Origin of the sequence: Mycobacterium sp., from assembly GCF_036490025.1 — a bacterium.
GTDB lineage: Bacteria > Actinomycetota > Actinomycetes > Mycobacteriales > Mycobacteriaceae > Mycobacterium.
Genome location: NZ_DASXEP010000025.1, coordinates 1 through 26,877 on the forward strand (window position 1 = coordinate 1; position 26,877 = coordinate 26,877).

The following is a 26,877-nucleotide window of genomic DNA, read 5'->3' on the forward strand; positions in this document are numbered from 1 at the left end:
GTCTGACGCGGGTTTCAGTCACACCGGCAACTCTGGCACCGAGACCGGCCCAATAGGCGTTGTCGCAAATCGACACCACCGGCGATATCACCGGCCCGGCGAATGACGCCGTGATATCGCATGTGGTCACAAAACGAAAAAGGAGAGCCCCTGCGGCGAGCGCTAGGCCCGCAGCCGCTCGCGGCGCAGCAATTCCACTTCGGGCAGATCCAGCGGCGCCATCTCGCCCACCACCTTGCTCAGCAGCAGGTCGGCGAACTCGGGATTGCGGGCCAAACACGGCCCATGCATGTATGTCGCGAACACGCTGCCCTGCACCGCACCGTCGATGCCGTCGCCGGCGCGGTTGCCCGCGCCCTTCTCCACCGCGCCGAGCGGTGACGCGGCATCACCGAGAACTGTTCCGCCGCGGTGGTTTTCGAAGCCGGTCAACGGCGCGGTCAACCCGATCAGCCGCGGCGCGGTGACGAGCTCGCCGATCGTGCGCGCCGACTGCGGCGCGGTGGTCAGGTCGAGCATTCCCACGCCGTCGACTCGTTCACCCGCCGACGTCTCGTACCACTGGCCGAGCACCTGGATGGCCGCGCAGATCGCCAGCACCGGTGCGCCGCGGCCGGCAGCCCGCTGCAGACCCGGGTACTGGATCAGGTGCTTGGTGGCCAGCCGCTGCGCATAGTCCTCGGCCCCGCCCAGCGTGTACAGGTCGAGGCTGTCGGGCACCGCATCGGCCAGCGTGATCTCGACGATCTCCGCGGCGATGCCCCGCAGCCGCAGGCGTTGCCGCAGCACCGCCGCATTGCCGCCGTCGCCGTAGGTGCCCATCACGTCCGGCAGCACCAACCCGATCCGCACCGCCGACTCAGCCATGACGGGCTAATCGACGTTGCAACTGCAGGAACGCGGTGTAGTTGGCAACCACCTCGACGGGTCCGGGCGGGCACGACGCGATCGCGGCCACCGTGTCGTGCACCAGGGTGTGCTGTACGTCGGCGTATCCGAGCCGCACCGCGAGGTCGGTGCCGCGTTCGCCGGCCGCCACGACGGCGGCGTTCTCGCGGTGCTGTTGCTCGCCGGATTCCCCTCGTGCCTCACGAGGCTCACCGGCGAGATGCTCGAAGCGAACATCCCACAGCCAGGACAGGTCCTCGCCGTCGGGCACCTGTCCGTTGACTGCGATCACCACCCCGGACGCATCCTTGTTCACCATCGACAGTGCTTCCTGCCAGCCGGCCGGGTTCTTGGCCAACAGCATTCGCACGGTGTGCCCGTCGACCTGGATGGTCCGGTATCGCCCGGCGACCTCGTCCACGCCGGACACCGCGGCCACCGCGGCGACCGGATCGGCGCCCAGCGCGACGGCGGCCGCCACCGCCTGGGCGGCGTTGCCCCGGTTCACCGCGCCGGGCAGCGCCAGACGCATCGGCAGCGCCAGGCCGTCCGGGCCGTAGAGCGTGTCCTTGTCGAACCACCACTGCGGGCTGGGCCGTTTGAAGTCGGCCCCGGTGGAATACCAGTGGCCCTGGTCGCGGACGATCACCTCGCCGCTGCGCGGGCAGCTGACCGAGTCGGCCGCCCAGCTGCCGCCGGCGGCCACCCAGACCACGTTGGTGTGGTCGTAGGCGGCCGAGGTCATCAGCACGTCGTCGCAGTTGGCGACGACGGCCACGTACGGGTGTACGGCCAGCCCGGCCCGCAGTCTGCGCTCGATCACGTTGATCTCACCGACGCGATCCAGCTGGTCGCGGGACAGGTTGAGCAGGATGACGACCGAAGGCTCGACGGCGTCTGCCACGTGCGGCACGTGCATTTCGTCGACCTCGAGAACCGCAAGCGCCGCGTCGCGGTCAGCGGCCAGCGCCGCAACCAGACCGGCGTCCATGTTCGCGCCCTCGGTGTTGGTGGCCACGCCGCCCAGCGTGCGCAGGGCCGCCGCGGTCATCCGGGTCGTCGTCGATTTGCCGTTGGTGCCGGTGACGACGACCGTGCGCCGACCCGTCCCGAGCTGGCTCAGAATCGACCGATCCAGGGTCATCGCCACCAGGCCGCCGATCATCGCGCCGGCCCCCCGGCCGGTCACCCGCGAGGCCCATCGCGCGCCGGCTCCGGCGGCCAGGGCGAGTCGTCCTCGGGCGGAGATCACCCGAGGAAGGTTATCTGCACGACACGACACGCAGCGACCCGGCGATGTCGGCTCGGCGTGAAATCCTCGCTTCATGCGGGACACCTCGACCACGATGCCGTGGGGTCGGCCGTCCACTGAGCCTGAGACCGGCTGGGCCGTCATCGACGTCGAGACCTCCGGTTTCCGGCCCGGCAGCGCCCGCGTCATCAGCCTTGCGGTGCTCGCACTCGACGCCGAAGGGCACGTCGAACAGTCCGTGGTCAGCCTGCTCAATCCGGGGGTCGATCCCGGACCTACCCACATCCACGGGCTGACCACGGAGATGCTCGAGGATCAGCCGCAATTCAGCGACATCGTCGGCGACGTCGTCGACCTCGTGCGCGGACGCACGCTGGTCGCCCACAACGTCGCCTTCGACTACGGGTTCTTGACTGCGGAGGCCGAGATGGCCGACGTCGAGCTGCCGATCGACAGCGTCATGTGCACGGTGGAGCTGGCTCGACGGCTGGAACTCGGTATCGACAACATGCGGTTGGAGACGCTGGCCGCGCACTGGGGCGTGACGCAGCGGCGGGCACACGACGCCTTCGATGACGCGGTCGTGCTGACCAACGTGCTGGCGGCCGCGTTGCAGCGGGCCCGCGAACGCGACGTCTGGCTGCCGGTGCGACCGGTCACCCGCCGGCACTGGCCCAGCGGCAGGGTCACCCACGACGAGCTGAGACCGCTGAAAGTGCTGGCCTCCCGGATGCGGTGCCCGTACCGCAATCCTGGCCCCTGGGTTCGCGGCGGACCGTTGGTGCAGGGCATGCGGATCGCGCTGGCGGCCGAGGTGCAGCGGACCCACGAAGAACTGGTCGAGCGGATCCTGCACGCCGGACTGGCCTATGCCGACCTGGTCGACCAAGAAACGTCGCTGGTGATCTGCAACGAACACCGCCCGGCCCAGGGCAAGGGCCGGCTGGCTGACCAGCTCGGCGTGCCGCTGGTTTCCGACGCGAAGTTCATGGATTGCATCGGGGCCGTGGTCGACGGCACGGGTGCCGACGACATAGTCGACGTGGCGTGCGCGGGCGAACAGTTCGCGCTGTTTTGATTGCCCGGCGCGTGTCGTCACGGCGGACGTGGGTCGCAGTCGCGGCTGCGGTCTTGGCGACGAGTGGATGCTCACACAACGGCGACACCGGCTCATCGGCCAAGCCCGGCGGCGTGCACGTTCCGGAGAATTTCTGCAGCTTGCTCAGCGCAGCCGAGATCAGTCGAGTGATGGGCAGCGCGTTTCCTGCGGCCGAAGGCAGCCAGTCTCCCAGCGAAGCGCAATGCACGTCGATCCCGACGGCGGGCAACGACGTCAGCTTCAAGCTGTACCGCAACAACGAGTACTGCATCGACGACAAACCCCCCGACAAGGAGTGCTTTGATTCGCAGTCCAAAGGGTTCCTCGCCAACAAGCAGTCCGCCGGCGAGGTCCAGAACATCCCGGGTCTGGGTGACCAGGCGTTCTGTTTTGTGGCGCCGCCCGCGACCGTTGACGTGCTCAAGGGGTGGATCTATCTGATTGTCGGCGCCGGCACCTGCGTGCAGGCCCAGACCTTGGCCGCAATGCTGTTGGCCAAGATCTCGGCTTGACGCCTCAGGTCCGTGCGGCCCTGTTGACCGCCGACACCACGGCGCGCAGCGACGCCGTGGTGATCGACGGCGCGATACCGACACCCCACACCGTCTTGCCGCCAACGGACGCCTCGACATACGCCGCGGCCTGGGCGTCCTCGCCGCCGCTCATTGCGTGCTCGGAGTAGTCCAGCACGGCCACGTCGAAGCCGATAGTTGCCAGCGCGTCGACGAACGCGGCGACAGGCCCATTGCCCGAGCCGCTGATCTCGGTCTCGACACCGTCGACCTTGACCGTCGCGGCGATCCGGGTGACGCCGCTGTCTTCTTCGGAGGCGTCGACCCGCTGCTTCATCCGTTCCAGCGGCCGGATCGGTGCCAGGTACTCGTCGTTGAACGCGTCCCACATTTCCTTGGAGCTGACCTCGCCGCCTTCGCCGGCTGTGCCCTCTGCAATCGTTTGGATCACTCCGGAGAACTCGATCTGCAGCCGCCGCGGCAGCGCCAGGCCGTGGTCGGCCTTCATGATGTAAGCCACCCCGCCCTTGCCGGACTGTGAGTTGACCCGGATCACCGCCTCGTAGGTGCGGCCCACGTCGCGCGGGTCGATCGGCAGATACGGGACCTGCCAGAGCATCTCGTCGACATCCGAATCCGCTTCGTCCGCAGCGACTTTCATCGCGTCCAGGCCCTTGTTGATTGCGTCCTGGTGGCTGCCGGAGAACGCGGTGTACACCAGATCGCCGCCATAGGGGTGGCGCTCGGGCACCGGCAGCTGGTTGCAGTACTCGACGGTGCGACGAATCTCGTCGATGTTGGAGAAATCGATCTGCGGATCGACGCCGCGGGAGAACTGGTTGAGCCCCAACGTCACCAGGCAGACGTTTCCGGTGCGTTCACCGTTGCCGAACAGGCAGCCCTCGATCCGGTCGGCGCCGGCCTGGTAGCCCAATTCGGCTGCGGCGACGGCAGTTCCACGGTCGTTGTGCGGATGCAGACTCAGGATGACCGAGTCGCGCCGGGCCAGGTTGCGGCTCATCCACTCGATCGAATCGGCGTAGACGTTCGGCGTGGCCATCTCGACGGTGGCCGGCAGGTTGAAGATGATCGGGTTGTCCGGTGTCGGCTTGATGATGTCACCGACCGCGTCGCACACCTGCTTGGCGTATTCGAGTTCGGTGCCGGTGTAGGACTCCGGGGAGTACTCGAAACGCCACTGCGTGCCCGGGTACTTGGCGGCCTCCTCGACGCACTTGCGGGCACCGTCGGTGGCGATCGCCTGTACGGCAGCCCGGTCGGCGCGAAACACCACGCGGCGCTGCAGGATTGACGTCGAGTTGTAGAAGTGCACGATCGCCCGGTGCACACCCGCACACGCCACGAACGTCCGCTCGATCAGCTCGGGCCGGCACTGGGTCAGTACCTGGATGGTCACGTCGTCGGGAATCGTGCCCTCGGTGACGATTTCGCGAACGAAGTCGAAGTCGGTTTGGCTGGCCGACGGGAATCCGACCTCGATCTCCTTGTAGCCCATCCGCACCAGCAGGTCGAACATGCGGCGCTTGCGCGCCGGGCTCATCGGGTCGATCAGCGCCTGGTTACCGTCGCGCAGGTCGACCGCGCACCACAGCGGGGCGCTTCGGATGACCCGCTCGGGCCAGGTGCGATCGGCCAGCCGGATCGGCTCGACCTCGTCGGCGAATGAGCGGTACCGGCCGACCGGCATCGACGACCCGCGCTGGGTGTTCCATGCGGGCTGGCCGTCGTTGGGCGGGCCCGCCGGTTTGGTAATCGTCCGGCTGGAGGTGAATGCATCGGGGTAGTCGCCCGACGGTTTGGAATAGCTGGTCACGGTGATTGCTCCGGGATTTCAGAAGGGCGCCCATGCGAGGCGGCGACCGGCGCATCGCGAACACCCGCGACGGGAAGCCGGCCTGGATCAGACCCCGTCGCGGCGTCCGAGAAGGAGCACCCGCTGCACGTTGAGTACTGTACCGCGCCTGCGGGGTTGCCCAAAACCCAGCTCGCTAGTTGGTGGCCGGGACGATCCGGACCGGGATGTCGGTGTTCTCGTCGGTGTGGTAGCTCGCGCAGACCCGGTGGTAGCCGTCGGCGATCTGCATCGCCACCCCGGTGTTGAGATCGCCGCGGACGGCCAGGATGGGCGACAGACGCTTGCCCTTCTTGATTTTCTTCAGATCCGCGCTCACGTGCGGGTTGTCTTCCGGCAGCAGCGCCAGGCGCGATGCGCGCAGCAGATCTTTGGCCTTTTTGTGCACGACCGGGGCTTGCTTGAGTGCCGCCACGATCTCGCTGATCTGCGCAGTCGTCGCGAGCAGGGCCAGATAGTCGGCGGCTGCCGGGTAGTCGTGCTCGTCGGGCTCGTCGCCCCACAGCACCCCGCTACCAGCCATCGTTTCCACCTCTCGTCGCCCTGTTTCGGCACCTCTGCATATCAAATGCGGCAAAGCGGCGGGTAAATGTCACCCGCGTATCCCACGTATTCTGTTTGTCGACCTCAAGACAGGCTGGAGCGGACCGGGAAAGGGCAACAGTGGCGCTCGTCGTGCAGAAGTACGGCGGATCGTCGGTGGCCGACGCCGACCGGATCCGCCGGGTCGCCGAACGCATCGTCGAGACCAAAAAACAGGGTAACGACGTCGTCGTGGTCGTCTCGGCGATGGGTGACACCACCGACAACCTGCTGGATCTCGCTCAGCAGGTGTGCCCGGCCCCGCCGGCCCGCGAGCTGGACATGCTGCTGACCGCCGGCGAGCGGATCTCCAACGCGCTGGTCGCGATGGCCATCGAATCGCTCGGGGCTCAGGCGCGCTCCTTCACCGGCTCGCAAGCCGGCGTCATCACCACCGGCACCCACGGCAAGGCCAAGATCATCGACGTCACCCCGGCGCGGCTGCAGTCCGCGCTCGACGAGGGGCGGATCGTGCTGGTCGCCGGATTCCAGGGCGTCAGCCAGGACACCCGCGACGTCACCACGCTGGGCCGCGGCGGCTCGGACACCACCGCGGTGGCGCTGGCCGCAGCATTGGACGCTGACGTCTGCGAGATCTACACCGATGTGGACGGGATCTTCAGCGCCGACCCGCGGATCGTCGCCAACGCCCGACGCCTGGACACCGTCACCTTCGAGGAGATGCTCGAGATGGCGGCCTGCGGCGCCAAGGTGCTGATGCTTCGCTGTGTGGAATACGCCCGCCGCTACAACATTCCGGTGCACGTCCGCTCGTCGTACTCGGACCGGCCGGGCACCGTCGTCACCGGATCGATCAAGGACATACCCATGGAAGAGCCCATTCTGACCGGCGTCGCACACGACCGCAGCGAGGCCAAGGTGACCGTCGTCGGCATCCCCGACCATCCTGGCTACGCCGCCAAGATCTTTCGTGCGGTCGCCGATGCCGATGTCAACATCGACATGGTGCTGCAAAACGTCTCCAAGATCGAGAATGGCAAGACCGACATCACCTTCACCTGCCCCCGCGACAGCGGTCCGGCCGCGGTGGAGAAGCTGGATGCACTCAAGGACGAAATCGGTTTCAGCCAAGTGCTTTACGACGATCACATCGGGAAGGTGTCGCTGATCGGCGCCGGGATGCGCAGCCATCCCGGGGTCACCGCCACGTTCTGCGAGGCGCTGGCGCAAGTCGGGGTCAACATCGATCTGATCTCCACCTCGGAGATCAGGATCTCGGTGCTGTGCCGCGACACTGAACTAGACAAGGCCGTTGTCGCGTTACACGAAGCATTCGGCCTCGGCGGCTCTGAAGAGGCCACAGTGTATGCGGGGACAGGACGATAACGTGGGCGCAACCGGTTTATCCATCGGTGTAGTGGGTGCCACCGGCCAGGTGGGCCAGGTGATGCGCAGGTTGCTGGATGAGCGCGACTTTCCGGCGACCAGCGTGCGGTTTTTCGCGTCGGCACGTTCGCAGGGCCGCAAGTTGGAGTTCCGCGGCCAGGAAATCGAAGTCGAGGATTCCGCGACCGCCGACCCGGCCGGTCTGGACATCGCGGTGTTCTCCGCGGGCGCGACGATGTCGCGAGTTCAGGCGCCGCGGTTCGCCGCGGCCGGGGTGACGGTGATCGACAATTCGTCGGCATGGCGCAAGGACCCCGACGTGCCGCTCGTCGTCTCCGAGGTGAACTTCGCGCGTGACGCGCATCGCCGGCCGAAGGGCATCATCGCCAACCCGAACTGCACGACGATGGCCGCGATGCCGGTGCTCAAGGTGCTACACGACGAGGCGCAACTGGTGCGTCTGGTGGTGTCGAGCTATCAAGCCGTGTCCGGCACCGGCCTGGCCGGGGTGGCCGAGCTGGCCGATCAGGCTCGAGCCGTCATCGACAACGCCGAGCAGTTGGTCCAGGACGGTAGCGCGCTGGAGTTCCCGGCGCCGAAGGCATACGTCGCGCCGATCGCGTTCAACGTGGTGCCGCTGGCCGGCAACCTGGTCGACGACGACTCCGGCGAAACCGACGAAGACCAGAAGCTGCGCAACGAGAGTCGCAAAATTCTGGGCATTCCGGAGTTGTTGGTCAGCGGTACCTGCGTGCGGGTCCCGGTATTCACCGGCCACTCGCTGTCGATCAATGCCGAGTTCGCCCAAGCACTTTCGCCCGAACGCGCCCGCGAGATCCTGGCCGGCGCCCCAGGGGTGAAGCTGGTTGACGTGCCGACGCCGTTGGCCGCCGCCGGTGTCGACGAATCCCTCGTCGGCCGGATCCGGCGCGACCCCGGTGTGCCCGACGGTCGCGGACTGGCGCTGTTCGTCTCGGGCGACAATCTGCGCAAAGGCGCGGCATTGAACACTATTCAGATCGCCGAGCTCCTCGCCGCTGAACTGTGACGCGCGGGTGAGCGCTGCCGGCCGGATCGCGCGTGCGTCACTGATCGCTGGTTTGCTTGCCCGGCAGGGGTTTTCGCCCGCATACGCCGACCCGCCGGCGCCGATGCCGCAGCCGGTCCTGCAGCCGCTGGCGCCCGGTGAGGTGATCCGGATCGGTCCGACGGCGGGCACCGGCACGCCCACCCGCGACTACGGCATCGGAGCCACCGACCTATGCGTGTTCATGGAGTTCCCGACCCAGGTGATGCAGGTCTGCGGAGACAGCTTCGCCGGTCAGGGAGTCGGCTTCGGCGGCTACTACTCGCCGATCGCGTTGCGGGTCGACACGTCGTCGGTCGACGATCCCGACGGTGTGAAATACACCGGGGTCACCGGCGTCAGCGAGCCGCTGCTGGCCGATCCGACGCCGTCGGGTGATTCGCAACTGCCGGCCGGCGTCGTGCGGATCAACCGGCAGAACTACTTGCTGGTCACTACCACCAAAGATCTGGCGCCGCAGAGTTCAAGACTCGTCAAAGCCGATCCGACACAAGGGCTTTGGCAGACGATTCCGGGATCGGTCCGTAACGCCGATTATGCGGGCGGCCAGCAGTCGCAGATCAGCGGCTACTACGACCCGATACCGACCGCGGAGTCGCAGACCGGCTGGGTGTACGTCGTCGCCGACAACTTCGACCGCAGTCAGCCGGCGGTGCTCTATCGCGTCGCGCCCGAGAACTTCGGCGATCGGTCCCGGTGGCAGGGCTGGGCGCCGGGCCCCGACGGCGGCTGGGGGAAACCACCAATACCGTTGTGGGGCGATATGGTTGGTGAGATCAGCTTCACCCAGATCGACGGCAAGGCGGTGCTCTCTTATTTCAACTCCAGCACCGGAAACATGGAGGTTCGGGTGGCCGACGACCCGATCTCGCTGAGCACCGCGCCGGTCACCACGGTCGTCCAGCACGACGAGTGGCCCGAGCCCGCGGAAAGCCTTCCGCCGCCGCACGACAACCGGCTGGCCCAGCCCTACGGCGGGTACATCTCGCCGGGTTCGACGCTGGACGAGTTGCGGGTGTTCGTCAGCCAGTGGCACAACAGCGATCCGCGGGCGCGTTCGCCGTATCGGGTCATCCAGTTCGCGGTCAACCCGTTCAAGCCCTGGTCGGAGCCCTGATCTCCAATCAGCAGATGCCCCTGGCTATGTCGGCATCACCTTGAGTTCTGCTCGGGCCTGGTCGATCTGGTCGTAGGCATAGGTCACCATCTCGGCGATGGTCAGCGCCTCACCCTTGCGGGCCAGCGATTCGTAGGTCGCCTCACCGAGCAGACTGCGAAGGTGCGTCATTGCGGTGACGTACGTTGCCAGGGCGGAGGCGACGGGAAATGCGGTGGCGAACCCGGCGAAGGTCGCCGCCGGCTCGTATCGTCCGAGCCGGTAGAAAACCGCGGCGAGTAAACCGAAGGGGGCGCGGAACATGTAGGTGTTGCCCGAGTCGTGATAGTTGCCGATGGCCACGGTGACGTAATCGAAGAAGGACAGCGCCTCACCATGTTCCGCTTGGACCAGGCACATATTGGCCGAAAGGTGTGTAACGGTGGCGCGGTTGCCGCTGTCGTGGGCGATCGAGATGCCCCGGCGCAGGGCAGCGAGTGACCCGGAGGGATCGGCGTCGTGGACGGCCCAGCCGTAGGAGTGCAGCGCGGATGCGATCACATACGGGTTGCCGGTCGCTTCGGCGGCATCGATCAGACCGTTCGCGGCCTCGATCGCCTGGTCAAAGGAACCGACCGCATCCAGTGCCATGACCAGGCACGACGTGGTGTACGCCTGGGCGTCCGAACCGCGTGCGAGCTGAGCGCGACACCGACTCGCCCACCGTTCCGGCTGGCCGCCGGCAACGTAGGGAGCGCCAACGAGTCCGTCGGCGCCGTACGGGATGTGGTCGCGTCCACCGCTGATCGCCTCCTGGGCGGCCTCGGTGTACCGAATGGCCGGTTCGATCCGTCCGGCCATGTAGCAGTTCGACGCCATCACATACAGGGCCGTGAGCAGGGGGTGGTCGACGGCGCGTGCCGGCTCGATGACCTCCTCGGCCCACGCGATCGGTTCGTAATTCTCGGTCAGATAGCCGAGCCATGCCGCATATGTTGCAATCGAGGCGGCGACGTCCAGATCGCCGTGGTCGGTGGCCCAACGGAATGCGGTGCGCAGGTTGGCCAGCTCGGTGCTGAACCAGTCGTAGGCCTCACGCTGGCGGGGGCCGTCCCACAGGGCCAGGATGTCAGTTTCCCGTCCAGCGAAGTACCGCGAGTGGGCGGCCCGAATCTCGGATGCTTCGCCGCGAGCGACGAGTTGTTCCTCGGCGAACTGGCGGATGGTCTCCAGCATCGAATACCGGGTGCGTCCGGCCGACCGGTCGGCGGCCAGCAGCGACTTGCGTACCAGCGTATCCAGCAGATCCAGGGTGGCGAAGTCATCGGCGTCGGCGAATCCTGCTACGGCACAGGCACTTTGCAGGTCGAATCCACCCGCGAACACCGAACAACGATCTAGCAGCGCCTTCTCCGTGTCGTCGAGGAGGTCATAGGACCACGCGACGGCGTGGCGCAGGGTGTGGTGGCGCTCCAGAGCGCGCCGCGAGCCCACCAGCAGCCGGAACCGCTGATCGAGCCGATCGCGCACCTCGCTGGCGGTCATCGCAGCCATCCGCGAGGCGGCCAGTTCGATGGCTAGCGGGATCCCGTCTAGGCGGCGGCAGATCTCCACCACCGCGGCCACCTCGCCATCGTCGGCTACGGTGAAGCGCGGTGAAACATGCTGCGCGCGTTCGACAAACAAGGCCACCGCGGCCGAGTCAACGCCTGCCCCGACACCCAGAGAGGGCACCGGCCACAGCTGCTCGTCGTTGATACCGAGTCCTTCACGGCTGGTAGCCATAATTTTGGTCGTTATTGACGCCGCGAGGATGGCCTCGATCAGATCTGCGGCGGCGTCGAGCACGTGTTCGCAGTTATCGAACACCAACAGCCGCACCCTGCCCTCCAACGCGGCGGCTACCGACTCGCTCACCGAGTTTCCCGGTTGCTGGGTGATGCCCAGCACCGATGCAACCGCGTCGGACACGGCCGTCGGATCGGCGACGGTGGCCAATTCGAAAACCCAGATACCGTCCGGGAATTCGTCGACCAGCCGCCCGGCCACTTCGAGCGCCAGTCGGGTTTTGCCGACCCCGCCCACCCCGGTCAACGTCACCAATCGATGCGCCTTGACCGCCGCTTGCACCTCGCCGGCCTCAGACTCCCTTCCGATGAAGCTCGTGGGCACCGGGCGCAGATTTCCCGGACTGGCATCCAGGGCGCGCAAGGATGGAAAATCCGTGCGCAGGCCCTCCGCTTGGACCTGCAACACCCCAACCGGCATCGGCAGATCCCGCAATCGCCGCGGCCCGAGATCGACGAGATCGACTCCGCTCAGTAGCCCGGCTGTTGAGTCTGCCAACAGGATTTGCCCGCCGTGACCGGCGGCCATCACACGTGCGGCCCGATTCAAAACCGTTCCGAAATAGTCGCCTTCGCGCAGCTCGGCCTCGCCGGTCGCCAGCCCCATCCGCACCGGCAACTCCAGCTTGCGCTGCGCGGCCACCGCGGCGTCAACCGCGGACTTGGGCGAGGCGAATGCCGCGCACACGCCGTCGCCGGTGTGCTTAAACAACCAGCCCCCGTGCGACTCGATCGCCGCACGCAATACTGCGTCATGTGCCGCCAGCGCCGCCCGCATCGCCTGGGCATCGGCCTCCCACCGACGGGTCGAACCCTCGACGTCGGTAAGCAGAAACGTCACCACTCCCGACGGGGGCACCGTCTGATCAGCGGACACTCCCGCAGAATCTCACAACCGATACCCCTCTACTTCGCACATCGGCGAAATCCGGTCTCCCGAACGCGCGTCGGCACCTCGCTCGTGAGATCGGTTCCAAACGCAGCTACTTCAGGCAGCTGCCCGCGTCGATCGGCAGAGCGACCCCGGTGATGAAGCGGGCTTCGTCGGACGCCAGGAACAGCACCGCGTTGCTGATGTCCTGCGCCTCCACCCACGGGATCGGCAGCGTGTGAAACGTCTGGCAAAACGGGGCTAAATCCTCGGGCCCAGGATTCTCCAGGTCGGGGCGAACCAACTTATAGAGGCCCTCGTTCAACACCATCGGAGTGTTCACAAATGTGGGATGCACCGAGTTGACGCGGACCATGTGCTGGCCCAGTTCGACCGCGAACGCCCGCATAAGTCCGACGACACCATGTTTGGTCGCCACGTAGTGACCGAGACGGGGAAAGGTGTAGGCCTTGAACCCGTTGACCGAGCTCGTCAGCACGATCGAGCCCCCGCGGCCGCCCGACAACATATGAGGCACACCGGCTTTCACGGTCTTCCACACGCCTGAGAGGTTCACGTCGACCATGTCCTGCCAGTCTTTTTCGCTGACTTTATCGAGTGTGTCGCCGTCGCCGCTGCCGGCGTTGCTGATCCCTGCATTGGCCACGATGACGTCCAGCCGGCCCAGCTGCTCAACCCCGCTATCGACTGTTGCTTTGAGGGCTTCGTAGTCACGCACGTCGATCTCGGCGGTGACTACGCGGCGATTGTGGCGCCGCACCAGGTCCGCGGTTTGGGCCAAGTCCTCCGATGTGGACGGCGGATTCAAGAATCCCTCGATCGGCGCACACACATCGATGGCGATGATGTCCGCGCCCTCTTGCGCCAACCGCACCGCATGTGCTCGGCCCTGACCGCGTGCGGCCCCGGTGATGAAAGCGACTTTGCCTTCGACTCGCCCACCCATGACTACTCAAGTCTCTCTTTCCCGCCGCCCCGAGCAGCGGGCGCCGCGCTGTTCAGGACCGATTCGGGCGCGTCTCATAGGTATTTCATAAGTTGTACCCAGCGGACCCTATCTGTAGCCCCCGCATCATTTCAGGTATGAGCGAAACACCTGACACCCCAACAACACCGACCACAGTCGCCACTGAGCCGGCGGCCGTGGCGGTCAAACCTTATTGGCTCTACCGATTCGCGGCCTGGGTCGTGATCGTGGCCGGCATTGTGTTCATCGTCTTGAGCGTCTTCTTTGCCGGCTTCAAAATCGCCCACCTGGGGCATCACGGATGCCATCACCATGGCTGGCATCACCACTCGATGGGTCAAGGAGGCCCGCACCACCACGGTCAGGGCGCCAAATTCCACGAGGGGATCGGCGGTCCGGGACCGTCGCACCTGCCGGAGTCCGTCGCTCCGTCGCTGGCTCCGGCGCACCCGTAGCCTGGAATTTCCTATCAGCCCGGCGTCCCCACGGGGCGCCGGGCTGCCCGTTCCCGGCCCATGTCAGGACGACGGACCGGTCGCGGACACCGCTGACCTGAGGCAGGATGCGGGGTATGAGCGAGACACCCCAGCCGTCTACCCCGCCCTACCCCGCCGCGCCGGTGCCGGTGACAGCCCCTACCCCGCACTCCGACCGGCTTTACCAGGTAGCGGCCTGGGTGGCCATCGTTGCCGGAGTCACGCTCATTGCCGTGGTCATCCTGAAATTCGCGTGGGTGCTCTGGTATTAGCGCACCCGTCGCCCGGGCAAACGCGTGTCGCATCCCGATTCGCGCGGGCATTCGGTTGATGCCCGGACCGTGCCTGGGCATGATCGACACATGAGCCAAGCACCCGAACCCCCGACCCAGACACCTGCGGGCCCGCCTCCGCCCGCCTACGCGGGTGCGCCCACCGACTCGGTCAGGCATTCCCGTCTCTATCGCGCTGCGGCGTGGGTGGTGATCGTGGCGGGCATCGTGTTCGTGCTGGCGGTGGTCTTCTTCGCCGGCGCCCGGTTCGCCGGGCACGGCCAGCCCTATCGCCACCACCATCACGGCATGTTCGGTCCGGACACCCCACCGCCCGACGGCCCGCCGTGGGTGGTGTTCCCCGGTGGACCGTTTGGGCCGGGGGCAGGCCCCGGTGGTCCGCCCTGGGTCGGTCCGTGGGGTCCGGGAATGGGGCCCGGCGGGCCCGGCGGCCCGGGTGGTCACGCGGGTCCCGGCGGCCACGGCGGTCCTGAGGAGCCGCCGCCGACATTCACGCCGTAACCCCGGCCGCGATCGCCATCGGTGCCTCGGTCGGTTGCATCGCGGCCACCTGCGCCGTACCGGTCGCCTGGGCTCGGCCGTCGGATCCCGGCGCGGTGAGCTACGCGGTTCTTGGCAAAGGCTCGGTCGGCAACATCGTCGGGGGGCCGATGCGCGACGAATCGCTGTTCACCCAGCCGTTCCAGGGCTACTTCGTCGACAACCCGGTGTGCAACAACTGGGCCGACGTCGGGTTGCCGGAGGTCTACAACGATCCCGATCTGGCGTCGTTCAACGGGGCGAGCACGCAGACCTCGCCGACCGACCAGACGCATTACGTCAAGCAGGCGGTCGGTGTGTTTGCCACGGCCGGCGCCGCCGGCGCGGCGTTTCACCGTGTAGTCGACCGAACGGTGGGTTGCGCCGGGCAGACCACGCCCATGCATCTGGACAACGGGACGATGCAAGTGTGGTCGTTCGACGGCGGTCCGGCCGCTGCCGCCGATGCGGCGTGGACCAAGCAGGAAGCCGGAACCGACCGACGATGTTTCACCCAGACCCGTCTCCGGGAAAACGTCCTGCTGCAAGCCAAAGTCTGTCAGTCCGGGAACGGTGGTCCGGCGGTGAATGTGCTGGCCGGTGCCATGGAGAACGCGCTGGGGCAATGACGCCCGGAGCCGACGGGAATATGTCGGTGCCGTCTGGAAGATGGAACCTTGTGACTATCGTTGGATAGCCGCGCGCAACCAGCGGTCCGCGACCGCCCGGGCCCGAAGGGATCGGAACATGGCCTTTGCCGTCGCGTCGCAGGTCGATCCCACGTGTATTTCCGACGGTGAACTTGCCGGCGCGTCGGCTGCGGCGCAGTACATCGCGGAGACCTGTTTGGCGCACGGCCCGGTAGGGCGCGTCGGTCTGGAGATCGAAGCGCATTGCTACGACCCGGCCGACCCGCATCGCCGCCCGACCTGGGATGAGATCACCGAGGTCCTGGCGTCGCTTCCGGCCATGCCTGGCGGCAGCGTGGTCACCGTCGAACCCGGTGGCGCAGTGGAGCTCTCCGGCCCGCCGCTACTCGGCGCGACGGCCGCGATCGAAGCGGTCGCCGATGACCAGGCGGTACTGCGCAAAGCCTTCGACGCCGCAGGGCTGGGCCTGGTGGCGCTGGGCGCGGATCCGCTGCGGCCGGCCCAGCGGATCAACCCGGGCCCGCGTTATCGCGCGATGGAACAGTTCTTCACAGCCAGCAACACCGGCGTCGCGGGCGCGGCGATGATGACGTCGACCGCGTCGATCCAGGTGAATCTCGATGCGGGGCCGCAAGCCGGGTGGGCCGACAGGGTGCGGCTGGCGCATGCTCTCGGGCCCGTGATGGTGGCCATCGCCGCGAATTCGCCACTGCTGAGCGGTCGGTTCTCCGGCTGGCGGTCGAGTCGGCAACGGGTGTGGAGTCAGCTCGACTCGGCGCGCTGCGGGCCCATCCTTACCGCCAGCGGCGAGGATCCCGGTACCGACTGGGCGCGTTACGCGCTCAAGGCACCGGTGATGCTGGTGCACACCCCCGCGGGAGGCGCTGCGGTGCCGGTCACTCACCGCGTACCCTTCGCCGATTGGGCCGACGGCCGCGAGCTGCTTGGCGGTCGCCGGCCAAACCGCTACGACCTGGACTACCACCTGACCACGCTGTTCCCGCCGGTGCGTCCACGGCAATGGCTGGAGATCCGCTACCTGGACAGCGTGCCGCGTGAGATCTGGCCGGCGGTGGTCTTCACGCTGGTGACGCTGCTCGACGATCCGGTCGCCGCGGCCATCGCCGCGGAAGCGGTCGAACCCGTCGCCACGGCCTGGGACACCGCGGCCCGGATCGGGCTCAACGATCCGCGAATCTTCACCGCGGCCAATCGGTGCGTGGCCCTCGCGGCCGAATGCGCACCCGCCGGACTCTCCAAGGGGATGCAGCGCCTGGTCGAGGCGGTCGAGCGGGGCCGTTGCCCGGCCGACGACATTTCCGACCGGGTGATCGAAAACGGCATCGCCGCCACCGTGACCGAGCTGGCGCTAGGGGAGCAGTGACCTCACGCGAAGCGCTGGTCCGCGATCTGCACCGGGCACGCGAAAGAACGCTGCGGCTGGTCGATTTCGACGATGCCGAACTCCGTCGCCAATACGACCCGATGATGAGCCCGCTGGTATGGGACTTGGCGCACATCGGCCAGCAGGAAGAACTGTGGCTGTTGCGCGGCGGTGACCCGGACCGGCCGGGACTCCTGTCCGATGCGGTGGAAAACCTCTACGACGCCTTCGTGCACTCCCGCGCCGACCGCGCCGACCTGCCGCTGCTGTCCCCGGCCCAGGCGCGGACCTATTGCCGCACCGTGCGGGCGGCGTCGCTGGATGCGCTCGATCAGCTGCCCGACGATCCGGGCCAGGACTTCGTCTACGGGCTGGTGGTCAGCCACGAGAACCAGCACGACGAAACGATGCTGCAGGCGTTGAATCTGCGCACCGGTGGGCCGCTGCTGCTCGAAACCCGCACACCGCCGCCGGGTCGGGCCGGGCTTGCCGGGACGTCGACCGTGGTACCCGGTGGCCCGTTCGTGTTGGGCGTCGACAGAACCGATGAGCCGTTCTCGCTCGACAACGAACGCCCGGCGCACGTGGTTGACATACCGACGTTCCGCATCGGCCGGGTGCCGGTCACCAACGGCGAATGGCGGCAGTTCATCGACGACGACGGCTACGCGCAGCCGCGATGGTGGTCGGCGCGGGGCTGGGAGCATCGTCAAACGGCGGAGCTGACCGCGCCACAGTTCTGGAACGCCGACGGGCACACCCGCACCCGGTTCGGCCTGGTCGAAGACATCCCCGCCGACGAGCCGGTCCAGCACGTCAGCTATTTCGAGGCGGAGGCCTACGCGGCATGGGCCGGAGCCCGGCTACCCACCGAACGCGAATGGGAGAAGGCGTGCGCGTGGGACCCGCAGCGGGGCGCGCGCCGGCGCTACCCCTGGGGCGCCGAAGAGCCGTCGCCGGCGCGTGCCAACCTCGGCGGCGGCGCGCTGCGGCCGGCGCCCGTCGGCGCGTACCCGTCCGGCGCGTCGGCCTACGGTGTCGAGCAGATGCTCGGCGACGTCTGGGAATGGACCAGCTCCGCACTCGAGCCGTGGCCGGGCTTCACGCCGATGATCTACCAGCGCTATTCACAGCCGTTCTTCGGCGGCGACTACCGGGTGCTGCGCGGCGGCGCGTGGGCGGTCGAGCCGGCCATCGTGCGGCCCAGCTTTCGCAACTGGGACCACCCGTACCGGCGGCAGATCTTCTCCGGTGTCCGGCTGGTGTGGTCCGTCGACAGCGACGCAGGGGGCCGCCGCTGATGTGCCGCCACCTGGGCTGGCTGGGACGAGAAACCTCGGTCTCCTCGCTGGTGCTCGACCCGCCGCACGGCCTGCGGGTGCAGTCGTACGCTCCGCGTCGGCAAAAGCACGGGCTGATGAACGCCGACGGTTGGGGCGTGGGCTTTTTCGACGGTGCGACGCCGCGGCGCTGGCGCAGTGCCGCACCGCTGTGGGGCGATGTCTCGTTCGATTCGGTGGCACCGGCGCTGCGCAGTCGCTGCGTGCTGGCGGCGGTGCGTTCGGCCACCGTCGGCATGCCCATCGAAGCCAGCGCGACCGCGCCGTTCACCGATGGGCAGTGGCTGTTGTCGCACAACGGAATCGTCGACCGGGACGTGCTTCCTGCCAGTGCTGCTGCCGAGTCAACCTGTGACAGCGCGGTTCTCGCCGCCCTGATATTCGCGCGCGGTCTTGACGAGTTGGGGCAGACCATCGCTGAGGTGGGTGCAGACGACCCGAATGCCCGACTGAATATGTTGGCGGCCAACGGTTCTCGACTACTTGCCACCACCTGGGGAGACACCCTGGCGATACTGCGCCGTGACGACGGCGTGGTGCTGGCCAGCGAGCCCTACGACGACCATCCCGGTTGGGAAGACGTCCCCGATCGCCAGCTCGTAGAGGTCACCGCCGAACATGTGACGTTGACCGCGCTGAACCCAACGAAGGGATATCGATGACGCTGACGTTGTCCAACCACCTGGCCGCGGACTCCGCGTACGAGGCGCTGTGCCGCGATGTGCGCGCCGGGCTGCAAGAGGCCCCGAAGTCGTTGCCGCCCAAGTGGTTCTATGACTCCGTTGGCAGCGATCTGTTCGACCAGATCACCCGGCTGCCGGAGTACTACCCAACCCGTGCCGAGGCGGAGATCCTGCGGGACCGCGCCGCCGAGATCGCGTCTGTCACCGGCGCCGACACATTGGTCGAATTGGGCAGCGGGACTTCGGAGAAGACCCGGGTGCTGCTGGACGCGCTGCATCACGGCGGCGCACTGCGCAGGTTCGTGCCGTTCGATGTCGACGCCGGCATGTTGTCGGCCGCCGCGACCGCTATACAGCGCGAATATCCCGGTATCGAAATCGCCGCTGTCTGTGGCGATTTCGAGGAGCACCTGGGCAAAATTCCGAACGGTGGCCGTCGGCTGTTCGTGTTCCTGGGCTCGACGATCGGGAACCTCGCCCCGGACGCACGAGCGGAGTTCCTGGCCGGACTGGCCGCGGGGCTCCGGCCCGGTGACAGCTTGCTCTTGGGCACCGACCTGGTCAAGGACGCCGACCGGCTCGTTCGAGCCTATGACGATAGCGCCGGGGTGACGGCGCAGTTCAACCGCAACGTGCTCGCGGTCATCAACCGAGAACTCAACGCCGACTTCGACGTCGACAGCTTCCGGCACGTCGCCACCTGGAACTCAGCCGACGAGCGAATGGAAATGTGGCTGCGGGCCGAGCGGGCGCAGCGGGTGCGCATCGGTGCGTTGAACCTGACCGTCGACTTCAGCGCCGGCGAACAGCTGCTCACCGAGGTGTCCTGCAAATTCCGCGCCGACGCGGTGGACGGCGAGTTGGCTCGGGCAGGCCTGCGGCGCACCCGGTGGTGGACCGATGCCGCCGGCGATTTCGGGTTGTCGCTGTCGGTCAAATGAAGGCCGGCCTGGCCGAAACCTGGCGGGCCGCAAGGCCGCCGGTCGCCGGGCTGCACCTGGACAGCGCCGCCTGCTCCCGGCAAAGCTTCGGCGTCCTCGACGCGACTGCCCGGCATGCGCGGCACGAGGCCGAGGTAGGTGGCTATGTCGCGGCCGAGGCGGCCAAACCCGCCCTGGACGCCGGCCGCGCCGCGGTGGCCGCGCTTGCGGGCATGGCCGATGCAGAGGTGGTGTTCACCACCGGGTCGCAGCATGCGCTGGACCTGCTGCTGTCAAGCTGGCCGCCCGGTGGCCGAACGCTGGCCTGCGTGCCGGGCGAATACGGACCCAACCTTGCCTTGATGGCCGCGCACGGCTTTGCCCGACGGCCGTTGCCCACCGATGCCGACGGCCGTGTCGTCGTCGAGGAGGCGGCGATCAGCCTGGCCGCCGACCCGCCGGAGCTGGTCCACCTGACCGTGGTGGCCAGCCACCGCGGAGTCGTGCAACCGCTGCAACAGCTGGCACGGCTGTGCAACGACCTGGGACTGCCGCTTATCGTCGACGCCGCCCAGGGTCTCGGGCAGGTGGACTGCTCGGTGGGCGGCGTCGATGCGGTCTATGCATCGTCGCGCAAATGGATGGCCGGGCCGCGCGGCGTCGGTGTGCTGGCGGTACGTCCAGCGCTGTTGCGGCGGCTGCGGCCGCGACTACCGCCGCCGGAATGGGTCTCATCGCTGTCGGTCGCACAACGACTCGAGCTCGGCGAGGCTAATATCGCTGCACGAGTGGGGTTTTCGGTGGCAATCGGCGAACACATCGCATGCGGGCCGGCCGCGGTGCAGGCCCGACTGAGGGAGGTAGGCCTCGCGAGCCGGACCGTCCTTGCCGAGGTACCCCGGTGGCGGGTGGTCGAGGCGGCCGACGAGCCGAGCGCCCTCACGACGCTGGCCCCCCTCGACGGCGCCGACCCGCAGAAGATCCGTGTATGGCTCATCGCCGAACGTGGCATCGTGACCACGTCGGCCGGCATCGAGCGCGCACCGCTGGAGTTGACAGGGCCGGTGCTGCGGATCTCGCCGCACGTGGACACCACAATCGACGACCTGACCACCTTCGCCGCGGCGCTCACCGAGGCGACGGTGGCGGTGTAGGTTCAGCCGGCCTTGTGCGCGCTGAGCAGATAGGCCGGTAGCTTCATCCGGCCCTTCTCGTCGCGGTCGTGCTCGGGCATCGGAACATCCGAATCCGCCGGCGCCGGTGGGATGTTCGCGTGGATGAATGCCGGCCGGATCTCGTCGACGTGCCAGTAGTTGCTCACCGCGGTGCGTAATTCGTCCTCGTCGACCTCGTTCGGCTTTTGCTCCCATTCCGCCGGGAAAGCGCCCTTGGCGAACACCAGCACGAAGTAGCCGGCCCCATCGGCGGCGGCACGATGCACCGCCTGCAGGTAACCGTCGCGGCCCTCGATCGGCAGCGAGTGGAACAGCGTGCTGTCCACCACGGTGTTGAACTGGCCGTCGTGACCGCTAAACGAGGTGATGTCGGCCTGTTCGAAGCTGGCGCCGCTCAGCCCACGCTCCTCGGCTGCTTTGGTGGCGGCCGCGACGGCGGTGGGCGTGAGGTCGACGCCGAGCACGGTGTAGCCCTCGGTAGCCAGGGCCAGCGACAGCTCGGCGTAACCGCATCCGGCGTCGAGCACCTCACTGCGAAACTTTCCTGCGGCGACCAGTGCGGCCAACTCGGGCTGCGGCTCACCGATGTTCCACGGTGGCGGGCCTTCGAAGCGGGCCTCCTGGCGGTATGCACCATCCCAGTCCATTACTTCATTTGCCATGTCTTTCAACCTACTCCGGTGTTTCCCAGCTGTGGACCGGCTCGTTGGTGTGCATGTGCTCGCAGTACAGCCGAAGCATCTCGGCCAGCGCCGCGGGCCGGGTCATCCCGCCCCGCTGCAGGGCCCGCACGGTTAAAACCTGCCATGCCGCGCCGTTGCGTCGCGCGCGCGCACGGCCTTCGATCACGCCGAGTAACCGGTCACGCACTTCTGCGGCGACACCCCAGCGGTCCAGCCCCTGGTGGGCCATCGGCAGCAGTTTTCCGAGCACCAGCTCCTCGGTGGTGACGGTGTCCAGTCCCGGCCAAAACAGCCTGGCCTGCATGCCGTGGCGAGCAGCCTCGTGAAAATTGTGGTGTGCCGCAGCGAATCTCATTTTCGTCCAGACCGGGCGATCCTCTTCGGACAGCGTGCGCAGCATGCCGTAGTAGAAGGCCGCGTTGGCCAGCATGTCGATGACCGTTGGCCCTGCCGGCAGCACGCGGTTCTCCACCCGCAGATGGGGCCGTCCGTCGACGACGTCGTACACCGGCCGGTTCCAGCGGTACACGGTGCCGTTGTGCAGGCGTAGCTCCGCCAGATGCGGGGTGCGCCCAGCGGCGAGCTCGGCGACCGGATCCTCGTCGGACACCTCGGGCAGCAGTGATGGAAAGTAGCGGACGTTCTCCTCGAACAGATCGAAGATCGAGGTGATCCAGCGTTCACCGAACCACACCCGCGGCCGCACCCCTTGCGTTTTCAGCTCGTCGGGCCGGGTGTCGGTGGACTGGGCGAACAGCTCGATGCGGGTTTCGGACCACAGCTGATGGCCGAAGAAATACGGAGAGTTGGCACCGAGCGCGAGCTGTGGCCCGGCCAGCACCTGTGCGGCGTTCCAATTGCTGGCGAAACCTTCGGGCGACACCTGCAGGTGCAACTGCATACTGGTGCAGGCTGATTCGGGAGCGATGGATGTCGACTTCATGCTGAGCGGCTCGGGTCCGCTGATGTCGATCTGGATGTCTTCGCCGCGGGCGTTGAAGATGGAGTCGTTGAGCGCCGCATACCGCGACGAGTCGCTCATCCACCCGCTCGCGAGGTGCTCGGGCATCAGCGTGGGCAGGATTCCGATCATGACGATGTGGGCTCCGCCTGCGTTGGCCCGGGTCTCGGCATTGTTCAAGCTGGCGCGCACTTCGTCTTCCAACCGAACCGCGGTGTGGCCGCCCAGTGGCCGGGGCGGGACGTTGAATTCGATGTTGTAGGCGCCTAATTCGGTCTGGTACGTCGGGTCGGCGATGGCGGCCAGGACGTTCTGGTTGGTCATCGCCGGCTGATAGGCGTCATCGACGAGGTTGCATTCGATTTCCATCCCGGTGAGTGTCCGCTCGAACTCGAAGCTGGACTGCGCGAGCATCGTTTCGAAGACGTCGAGGCACAGTTGCACCTTGCGCCGGTACTCCTGCCGGTCGACGCGCTCGTAGGTGGTCCGCTTGACGTCTTTGCCCACTACGCAGATGCAACCGTTTTACCCAGCGCGACGCAACAAATCGGACAAATGAACTGACGTGGACAGCGGGTGAATTGCCCGGCCGGCGGTATTGACGCTGGCGTTGAATTCTTGCGACAATCTCAGCTCAGCCTCATCGAATTAACAGGTAGATCGGGGTCGGGGAATGAGTCGCAGCCACCGCCGGATGGCCGGCGCCGTGGGCATCGCCCTGGGTGCACTGCTGGCGTCTCCGGCAATCGCGTTGCTGGCCGGCCCTGTCGCGAGCGCCGACACCGCGGATGACTTGGCGTCGATCGGGCCGGTCACGATCGACGGGTACACCGAAGCCCTCACCTATGACACCGGCACGGGGGCGTTCGACAATTTCCTCGTCGGGTCCTACGACTCCTACCCGTACGACCTCGACGTCTACTTCGACCCCTCCGGATCGAACAACGCCGAAGTCCTCCTCACGATCCCGTTCCTGTTTCAGGGCGGCTTCGAGGAGGTGGACGGGACGCTCACCCCAATCTTCTCGGTTGACCCGATTGACTTCGTCAGTCCCGACATCGGCCTGGTCGATCTCGGTGGTGCCGTCGCGCCCGGCGAAGGGGTCGTGACTTTCGGGCCGTTCCTGTTGGGCGGAGCCACGGACCTCTTCAGCGTCAACTCCGACACCCTGGCGTTCGACAACTATCTCGTCGGGGCCTACAACGCGTTGCCCTTCGACCTCGACTTTTTCACCGGGGCACCGGGATCGGATACCGCGGAGCTTCTCGTCACAATCCCTTCGCTGTTCCAATTCGGCTTCGACGATGTCGCCGGGACGATCACGCCGCTGTTCTCGATCGACCCGACCGACTTCATCAGTGCCGATATCGGCTTGAGCGCCATCGGCGGCCTCTGACAGACTGCCGCGCGCTGGTCCATGATGGACTTCAACCGCGGGAGGAGAACAATTGGCCGAGTTCGTCGCTTCGATCGACCAGGGCACCACCAGCACCCGCTGCATGATCTTCGACCGTGACGGCACCGCGGTGGGCCGCCATCAACTCGAGCACGAGCAGATCCTGCCGCGCGCCGGATGGGTCGAGCACAACCCGATCGAGATCTGGGAGCGCACCGGATCGGTTCTGATGTCGGCGCTGAATGCGACCAACTTGTCGTCGAAAGACATTGTCGCACTGGGAATCACGAACCAGCGTGAGACGACACTGGTGTGGAATCGGCACACTGGCCGGCCATACCACGGCGCGATCGTCTGGCAGGACACCCGCACCGACCGCATCGCATCGGCACTGGATCGCGACGGCCGCGGAGAAGTGATCCGGCACAAGGCAGGTCTGCCGCCGGCGACCTATTTCGCCGGCGGCAAATTGCAATGGATTCTGGAGAACGTCGAAGGTGTGCGCGCGGCAGCCGAGCATGGCGACGCGGTTTTCGGCACCATCGACAGTTGGCTGCTATGGAATTTGACCGGCGGTCCCCGCGGCGGGGTCCACGTCACCGACGTCACCAACGCCAGTCGGACCATGCTGATGGATCTGGAGACATTGGACTGGGACGACGAGTTGCTGTCCTTTTTCGACATCCCGCGCACGATGCTTCCGGCCATCGCGTCGTCGTCGCCACCTCAGCCGTACGGTGTCACGTCAGCGGACGGGCCCCTCGGCGGGGAGGTACCGATCACCGGAATCCTTGGCGACCAGCACGCGGCGATGGTCGGCCAGATCTGCTTGCAGCCCGGCGAGGCCAAAAACACCTACGGCACCGGCAACTTCCTGTTGCTCAACACCGGCGAACAAATCGTCCGGTCACACAACGGCCTGCTGACCACCGTCTGCTACCAGTTCGGCGACGCCAAACCTGTTTACGCCCTTGAAGGTTCGATCGCCGTCACCGGATCGGCCGTGCAATGGCTGCGGGATCAACTGGGCATCATCAGCGGGGCGGCCCAGAGCGAGGCGCTGGCCCGGCAGGTCGACGACAACGGCGGGGTGTATTTCGTTCCGGCGTTTTCGGGTTTGTTCGCACCGTATTGGCGCTCCGACGCCCGTGGCGCAATCGTCGGACTGTCGCGGTATAACACCAACGCACATCTGGCCCGCGCGACCTTGGAGTCGATCTGTTACCAGAGCCGCGATGTGGTCGACGCTATGCAGGCTGATTCTGGTGTGCGCCTTGAGATTCTGAAGGTCGACGGCGGGATCACCGCCAACAGCTTGTGCATGCAGATCCAGGCTGACGTGCTGGGCGTCGACGTGGTGCGTCCGGTGGTCGCCGAGACTACCGCGCTGGGCGCGGCCTACGCTGCGGGCCTGGCCGTTGGTTTCTGGGCCGACGCCGACGAGCTACGGACTAATTGGCGCGAAGGTGAGCGGTGGACGCCGGCGTGGAGCGACGAACAACGCTCGGCGGCCTACGCGGGATGGCGAAAAGCTGTGCAGCGCACGCTCGACTGGGTCGAGGTGTCCTGATTTCGGTGGCGAGCAGACGCAAAAGCCCCTCACACCTCGGCGTGTCGCGGGCTTTCGCGTCTGCTCGCCGGGGAAGCGTCAGTCGTCTTCGGCGAGAATCGTGTAGATCTCGCGGCGAGCGTTGTTGACGATCTCGATGATGCGCTGCTGCTGCTCGGTGCTGGCGGCGTGCGCGGATTGCGCTACGGCGCCGAACAATTGACCGACGGCCGCCCGCAGGTTGAGATGTGACGGGTCCACGCCGTCGGCGATCTCGTCCCACGGGGGTGTCGCGACTTTCTCGGCGGCTTCTTTGCCGGCGTCGGTCAACGCGAACAGCTTTTTGCTGCCTTCGGATTCCGAGCCGACAATCAGCCCCTCGTCGGCCAGCAATTGCAGCGTCGGGTACACCGAGCCGGGGCTGGGTCGCCACAAGTCCTGGCTGCGTTCGGCGATCTCCTGGATCATCTCGTAGCCGTGCATCGGTCGTTCGGCGAGCAGCACCAAGATGGCGGCACGGACGTCACCGCGGCGGCCACGCCGGCCGCGGGTGCCGCGTCGTCCACCGCGGGCAGCCGGGCCGAAGCCGGGGCCGAATCCGCCGGGCCCGAAGGCGCCGGGCCCGAAACCGCGGCCGAAACCGGGCCCGAACGGCCCGTCATGACGGGCGTCGTGCCCGCGGACGTGGTCGCGGAACTCGCGACGTGCTTGCCTGCGCTGTTCGTGAAGTGCGCGGCGGTCCTGGGGTCCGAAGCCGAAGCCCGAGGGCCCCGGCCCACCCGCGAATGGCCCGCCAACCTGGGGCGCGCCCGCTTGAAGCCCGCCCGCTTGGAAAAATGGGTTGTTCATACAGTTGTTCTCGTTTCTGGAAAAGCAGCGCGGGATGCGCTACCGATACGACGACGATATATCGGTAACTATCGTTACGCAAGGTCGGATTTCTGGCTCGTCGCATCCGGAGGCGGTTTGCGGCATCCATTGGCGGGGTAGCAACTATTCATGAGCCAGGAAAACGTTGACGTGAAGGGCGACGCGGGTGTTGGCCGCGGCGCGCCGTCGGCCGAGCCGGGCAGTCCCGATCGCAGTAAGCGCCGGCGATTGTGGGTGAACTGGGCGCTTGCACTGCTCACGGCGGTCGGCGCGGCTGTCGTGATGGCGGTCGCGTTGGGCGCTGTCATGAGCACCGCGGCCTGCAGCGACAAAGCATGCCCGAACCTGGGGCCCAAGGGGATCAGCTTCGACGTGCTGTATTACGGCGCCCCGGTAATCGCGGGGCTGACGATCCTTGTGTCCTTCTTCACCGCCCGACGGCCATGGGGATTCGTCGTTCCGGTGACCGCGCTCGCGCTGATGATCGCCGACATCGCCATCATCGCCATCACCGTCGCGCAGTAGCGACCGCAACC

Annotated in this window: 26 protein-coding genes; 17 read left to right on the plus strand and 9 right to left on the minus strand. The window is 67.0% G+C overall.

The window, feature by feature from the left end; all coding sequences use genetic code 11:
• Positions 1-162 precede the first annotated feature (162 nt).
• Together VGG53_RS02725 and VGG53_RS02730 are read right to left on the minus strand one after the other, a co-directional pair.
• Complete coding sequence (locus VGG53_RS02725) at positions 163-867, minus strand: type 1 glutamine amidotransferase (RefSeq protein ID WP_331516457.1); 705 nt, start codon at positions 865-867, stop codon at positions 163-165.
• Positions 860-2,140, minus strand: a complete 1,281-nt coding sequence (locus tag VGG53_RS02730) for a Mur ligase family protein (protein WP_331516458.1) — start codon at positions 2,138-2,140, stop codon at positions 860-862. Before VGG53_RS02730 ends, VGG53_RS02725 begins: the two co-directional genes overlap by 8 nt.
• Positions 2,141-2,234: 94 nt before the next feature.
• Between VGG53_RS02730 and VGG53_RS02735 the strand changes: the two genes are divergently transcribed.
• Positions 2,235-3,218, plus strand: a complete 984-nt coding sequence (locus VGG53_RS02735) for a DEDDh family exonuclease (RefSeq protein WP_331516497.1) — start codon at positions 2,235-2,237, stop codon at positions 3,216-3,218.
• Between the two features lie 53 nt (positions 3,219-3,271).
• Positions 3,272-3,751: a hypothetical protein gene (locus tag VGG53_RS02740; protein WP_331516459.1), complete on the plus strand. Its 480-nt coding sequence runs from the start codon at positions 3,272-3,274 to the stop codon at positions 3,749-3,751.
• A 4-nt stretch (positions 3,752-3,755) separates the two neighbouring features.
• On the opposite strand, the gene leuA is transcribed toward VGG53_RS02740, so the two are convergent.
• Both leuA and VGG53_RS02750 read right to left on the minus strand, forming a co-directional pair.
• A complete protein-coding gene (leuA, locus tag VGG53_RS02745; RefSeq protein ID WP_331516460.1) occupies positions 3,756-5,585 on the minus strand; it encodes a 2-isopropylmalate synthase in 1,830 nt (609 codons plus the stop codon).
• Positions 5,586-5,760: 175 nt separating this feature from the next.
• A complete protein-coding gene (locus tag VGG53_RS02750; RefSeq protein ID WP_331516461.1) occupies positions 5,761-6,147 on the minus strand; it encodes a hypothetical protein in 387 nt (128 codons plus the stop codon).
• Between the two features lie 140 nt (positions 6,148-6,287).
• Here VGG53_RS02750 and VGG53_RS02755 point away from each other — a divergent pair, with 140 nt between their 5' ends.
• The 3 genes from VGG53_RS02755 (at position 6,288) to VGG53_RS02765 (ending at position 9,757) form a co-directional block, all read left to right on the plus strand.
• Positions 6,288-7,553 (plus strand): aspartate kinase, encoded by a 1,266-nt coding sequence (locus VGG53_RS02755; RefSeq protein WP_331516462.1) that lies wholly within the window; start codon positions 6,288-6,290, stop codon positions 7,551-7,553.
• On the plus strand, positions 7,534-8,601 hold the full coding sequence (locus tag VGG53_RS02760; protein ID WP_414688864.1) for an aspartate-semialdehyde dehydrogenase: 1,068 nt from the start codon (positions 7,534-7,536) through the stop codon (positions 8,599-8,601). The genes VGG53_RS02755 and VGG53_RS02760 overlap by 20 nt, the downstream gene beginning before the upstream one ends.
• 103 nt (positions 8,602-8,704) lie before the next feature.
• Complete coding sequence (locus VGG53_RS02765) at positions 8,705-9,757, plus strand: DUF4185 domain-containing protein (RefSeq protein ID WP_414688866.1); 1,053 nt, start codon at positions 8,705-8,707, stop codon at positions 9,755-9,757.
• A gap of 24 nt (positions 9,758-9,781) precedes the next feature.
• Here the strand turns inward: VGG53_RS02765 and VGG53_RS02770 are convergent, their stop codons facing one another.
• Positions 9,782-12,460 carry an adenylate/guanylate cyclase domain-containing protein gene (locus VGG53_RS02770; RefSeq protein ID WP_331516465.1) on the minus strand — a complete coding sequence of 893 codons (2,679 nt, stop codon included), beginning with the start codon at positions 12,458-12,460 and terminating at the stop codon, positions 9,782-9,784.
• A 106-nt stretch (positions 12,461-12,566) separates the two neighbouring features.
• Complete coding sequence (locus VGG53_RS02775; protein WP_331516466.1) at positions 12,567-13,421, minus strand: mycofactocin-coupled SDR family oxidoreductase; 855 nt, start codon at positions 13,419-13,421, stop codon at positions 12,567-12,569.
• 137 nt (positions 13,422-13,558) lie between these two features.
• Between VGG53_RS02775 and VGG53_RS02780 the strand changes: the two genes are divergently transcribed.
• The 9 genes from VGG53_RS02780 to egtE all read left to right on the plus strand — a co-directional run bounded on the left by VGG53_RS02780 (position 13,559) and on the right by egtE (position 20,861).
• Positions 13,559-13,897 carry a hypothetical protein gene (locus VGG53_RS02780; RefSeq protein WP_331516467.1) on the plus strand — a complete coding sequence of 113 codons (339 nt, stop codon included), beginning with the start codon at positions 13,559-13,561 and terminating at the stop codon, positions 13,895-13,897.
• Positions 13,898-14,013: 116 nt separating this feature from the next.
• On the plus strand, positions 14,014-14,190 hold the full coding sequence (locus VGG53_RS02785; RefSeq protein ID WP_331516468.1) for a hypothetical protein: 177 nt from the start codon (positions 14,014-14,016) through the stop codon (positions 14,188-14,190).
• A gap of 90 nt (positions 14,191-14,280) precedes the next feature.
• A complete protein-coding gene (locus VGG53_RS02790) occupies positions 14,281-14,712 on the plus strand; it encodes a hypothetical protein (RefSeq protein WP_331516469.1) in 432 nt (143 codons plus the stop codon).
• Between the two features lie 11 nt (positions 14,713-14,723).
• Positions 14,724-15,359, plus strand: coding sequence for a sensor domain-containing protein (locus VGG53_RS02795; RefSeq protein WP_414688867.1), 636 nt, complete (start codon positions 14,724-14,726; stop codon positions 15,357-15,359).
• Between the two features lie 118 nt (positions 15,360-15,477).
• Positions 15,478-16,764: an ergothioneine biosynthesis glutamate--cysteine ligase EgtA gene (gene egtA / locus VGG53_RS02800; protein ID WP_331516470.1), complete on the plus strand. Its 1,287-nt coding sequence runs from the start codon at positions 15,478-15,480 to the stop codon at positions 16,762-16,764.
• Complete coding sequence (gene egtB, locus VGG53_RS02805) at positions 16,761-18,065, plus strand: ergothioneine biosynthesis protein EgtB (protein WP_331516471.1); 1,305 nt, start codon at positions 16,761-16,763, stop codon at positions 18,063-18,065. The genes egtA and egtB overlap by 4 nt, the downstream gene beginning before the upstream one ends.
• Positions 18,065-18,766, plus strand: coding sequence for an ergothioneine biosynthesis protein EgtC (gene egtC, locus VGG53_RS02810; RefSeq protein WP_331516472.1), 702 nt, complete (start codon positions 18,065-18,067; stop codon positions 18,764-18,766). The genes egtB and egtC overlap by 1 nt, the downstream gene beginning before the upstream one ends.
• On the plus strand, positions 18,763-19,728 hold the full coding sequence (gene egtD, locus VGG53_RS02815; RefSeq protein ID WP_331516473.1) for an L-histidine N(alpha)-methyltransferase: 966 nt from the start codon (positions 18,763-18,765) through the stop codon (positions 19,726-19,728). The genes egtC and egtD overlap by 4 nt, the downstream gene beginning before the upstream one ends.
• The gene (gene egtE, locus VGG53_RS02820; RefSeq protein WP_331516474.1) at positions 19,725-20,861 is read left to right on the plus strand and encodes an ergothioneine biosynthesis PLP-dependent enzyme EgtE; all 1,137 of its coding nucleotides are present in this window, start codon (positions 19,725-19,727) and stop codon (positions 20,859-20,861) included. Before egtD ends, egtE begins: the two co-directional genes overlap by 4 nt.
• A gap of 2 nt (positions 20,862-20,863) precedes the next feature.
• Here egtE and VGG53_RS02825 read toward each other — a convergent pair whose 3' ends face one another.
• Complete coding sequence (locus tag VGG53_RS02825; protein ID WP_331516475.1) at positions 20,864-21,544, minus strand: class I SAM-dependent methyltransferase; 681 nt, start codon at positions 21,542-21,544, stop codon at positions 20,864-20,866.
• Between the two features lie 10 nt (positions 21,545-21,554).
• Entirely contained in the window at positions 21,555-23,033 is a 1,479-nt protein-coding gene (locus tag VGG53_RS02830) for a glutamate--cysteine ligase (RefSeq protein ID WP_331516476.1), read from the minus strand.
• Between the two features lie 166 nt (positions 23,034-23,199).
• Here VGG53_RS02830 and VGG53_RS02835 point away from each other — a divergent pair, with 166 nt between their 5' ends.
• Together VGG53_RS02835 and glpK are read left to right on the plus strand one after the other, a co-directional pair.
• Positions 23,200-23,922, plus strand: coding sequence for a hypothetical protein (locus tag VGG53_RS02835; RefSeq protein WP_331516477.1), 723 nt, complete (start codon positions 23,200-23,202; stop codon positions 23,920-23,922).
• 52 nt (positions 23,923-23,974) lie between these two features.
• On the plus strand, positions 23,975-25,492 hold the full coding sequence (glpK, locus tag VGG53_RS02840; protein ID WP_331516478.1) for a glycerol kinase GlpK: 1,518 nt from the start codon (positions 23,975-23,977) through the stop codon (positions 25,490-25,492).
• Positions 25,493-25,570: 78 nt separating this feature from the next.
• Here glpK and VGG53_RS02845 read toward each other — a convergent pair whose 3' ends face one another.
• Positions 25,571-26,320 (minus strand): PadR family transcriptional regulator, encoded by a 750-nt coding sequence (locus VGG53_RS02845; RefSeq protein ID WP_331516479.1) that lies wholly within the window; start codon positions 26,318-26,320, stop codon positions 25,571-25,573.
• Positions 26,321-26,470: 150 nt separating this feature from the next.
• Between VGG53_RS02845 and VGG53_RS02850 the strand changes: the two genes are divergently transcribed.
• The gene (locus tag VGG53_RS02850) at positions 26,471-26,866 is read left to right on the plus strand and encodes a hypothetical protein (protein WP_331516480.1); all 396 of its coding nucleotides are present in this window, start codon (positions 26,471-26,473) and stop codon (positions 26,864-26,866) included.
• Positions 26,867-26,877: the final 11 nt, after the last annotated feature.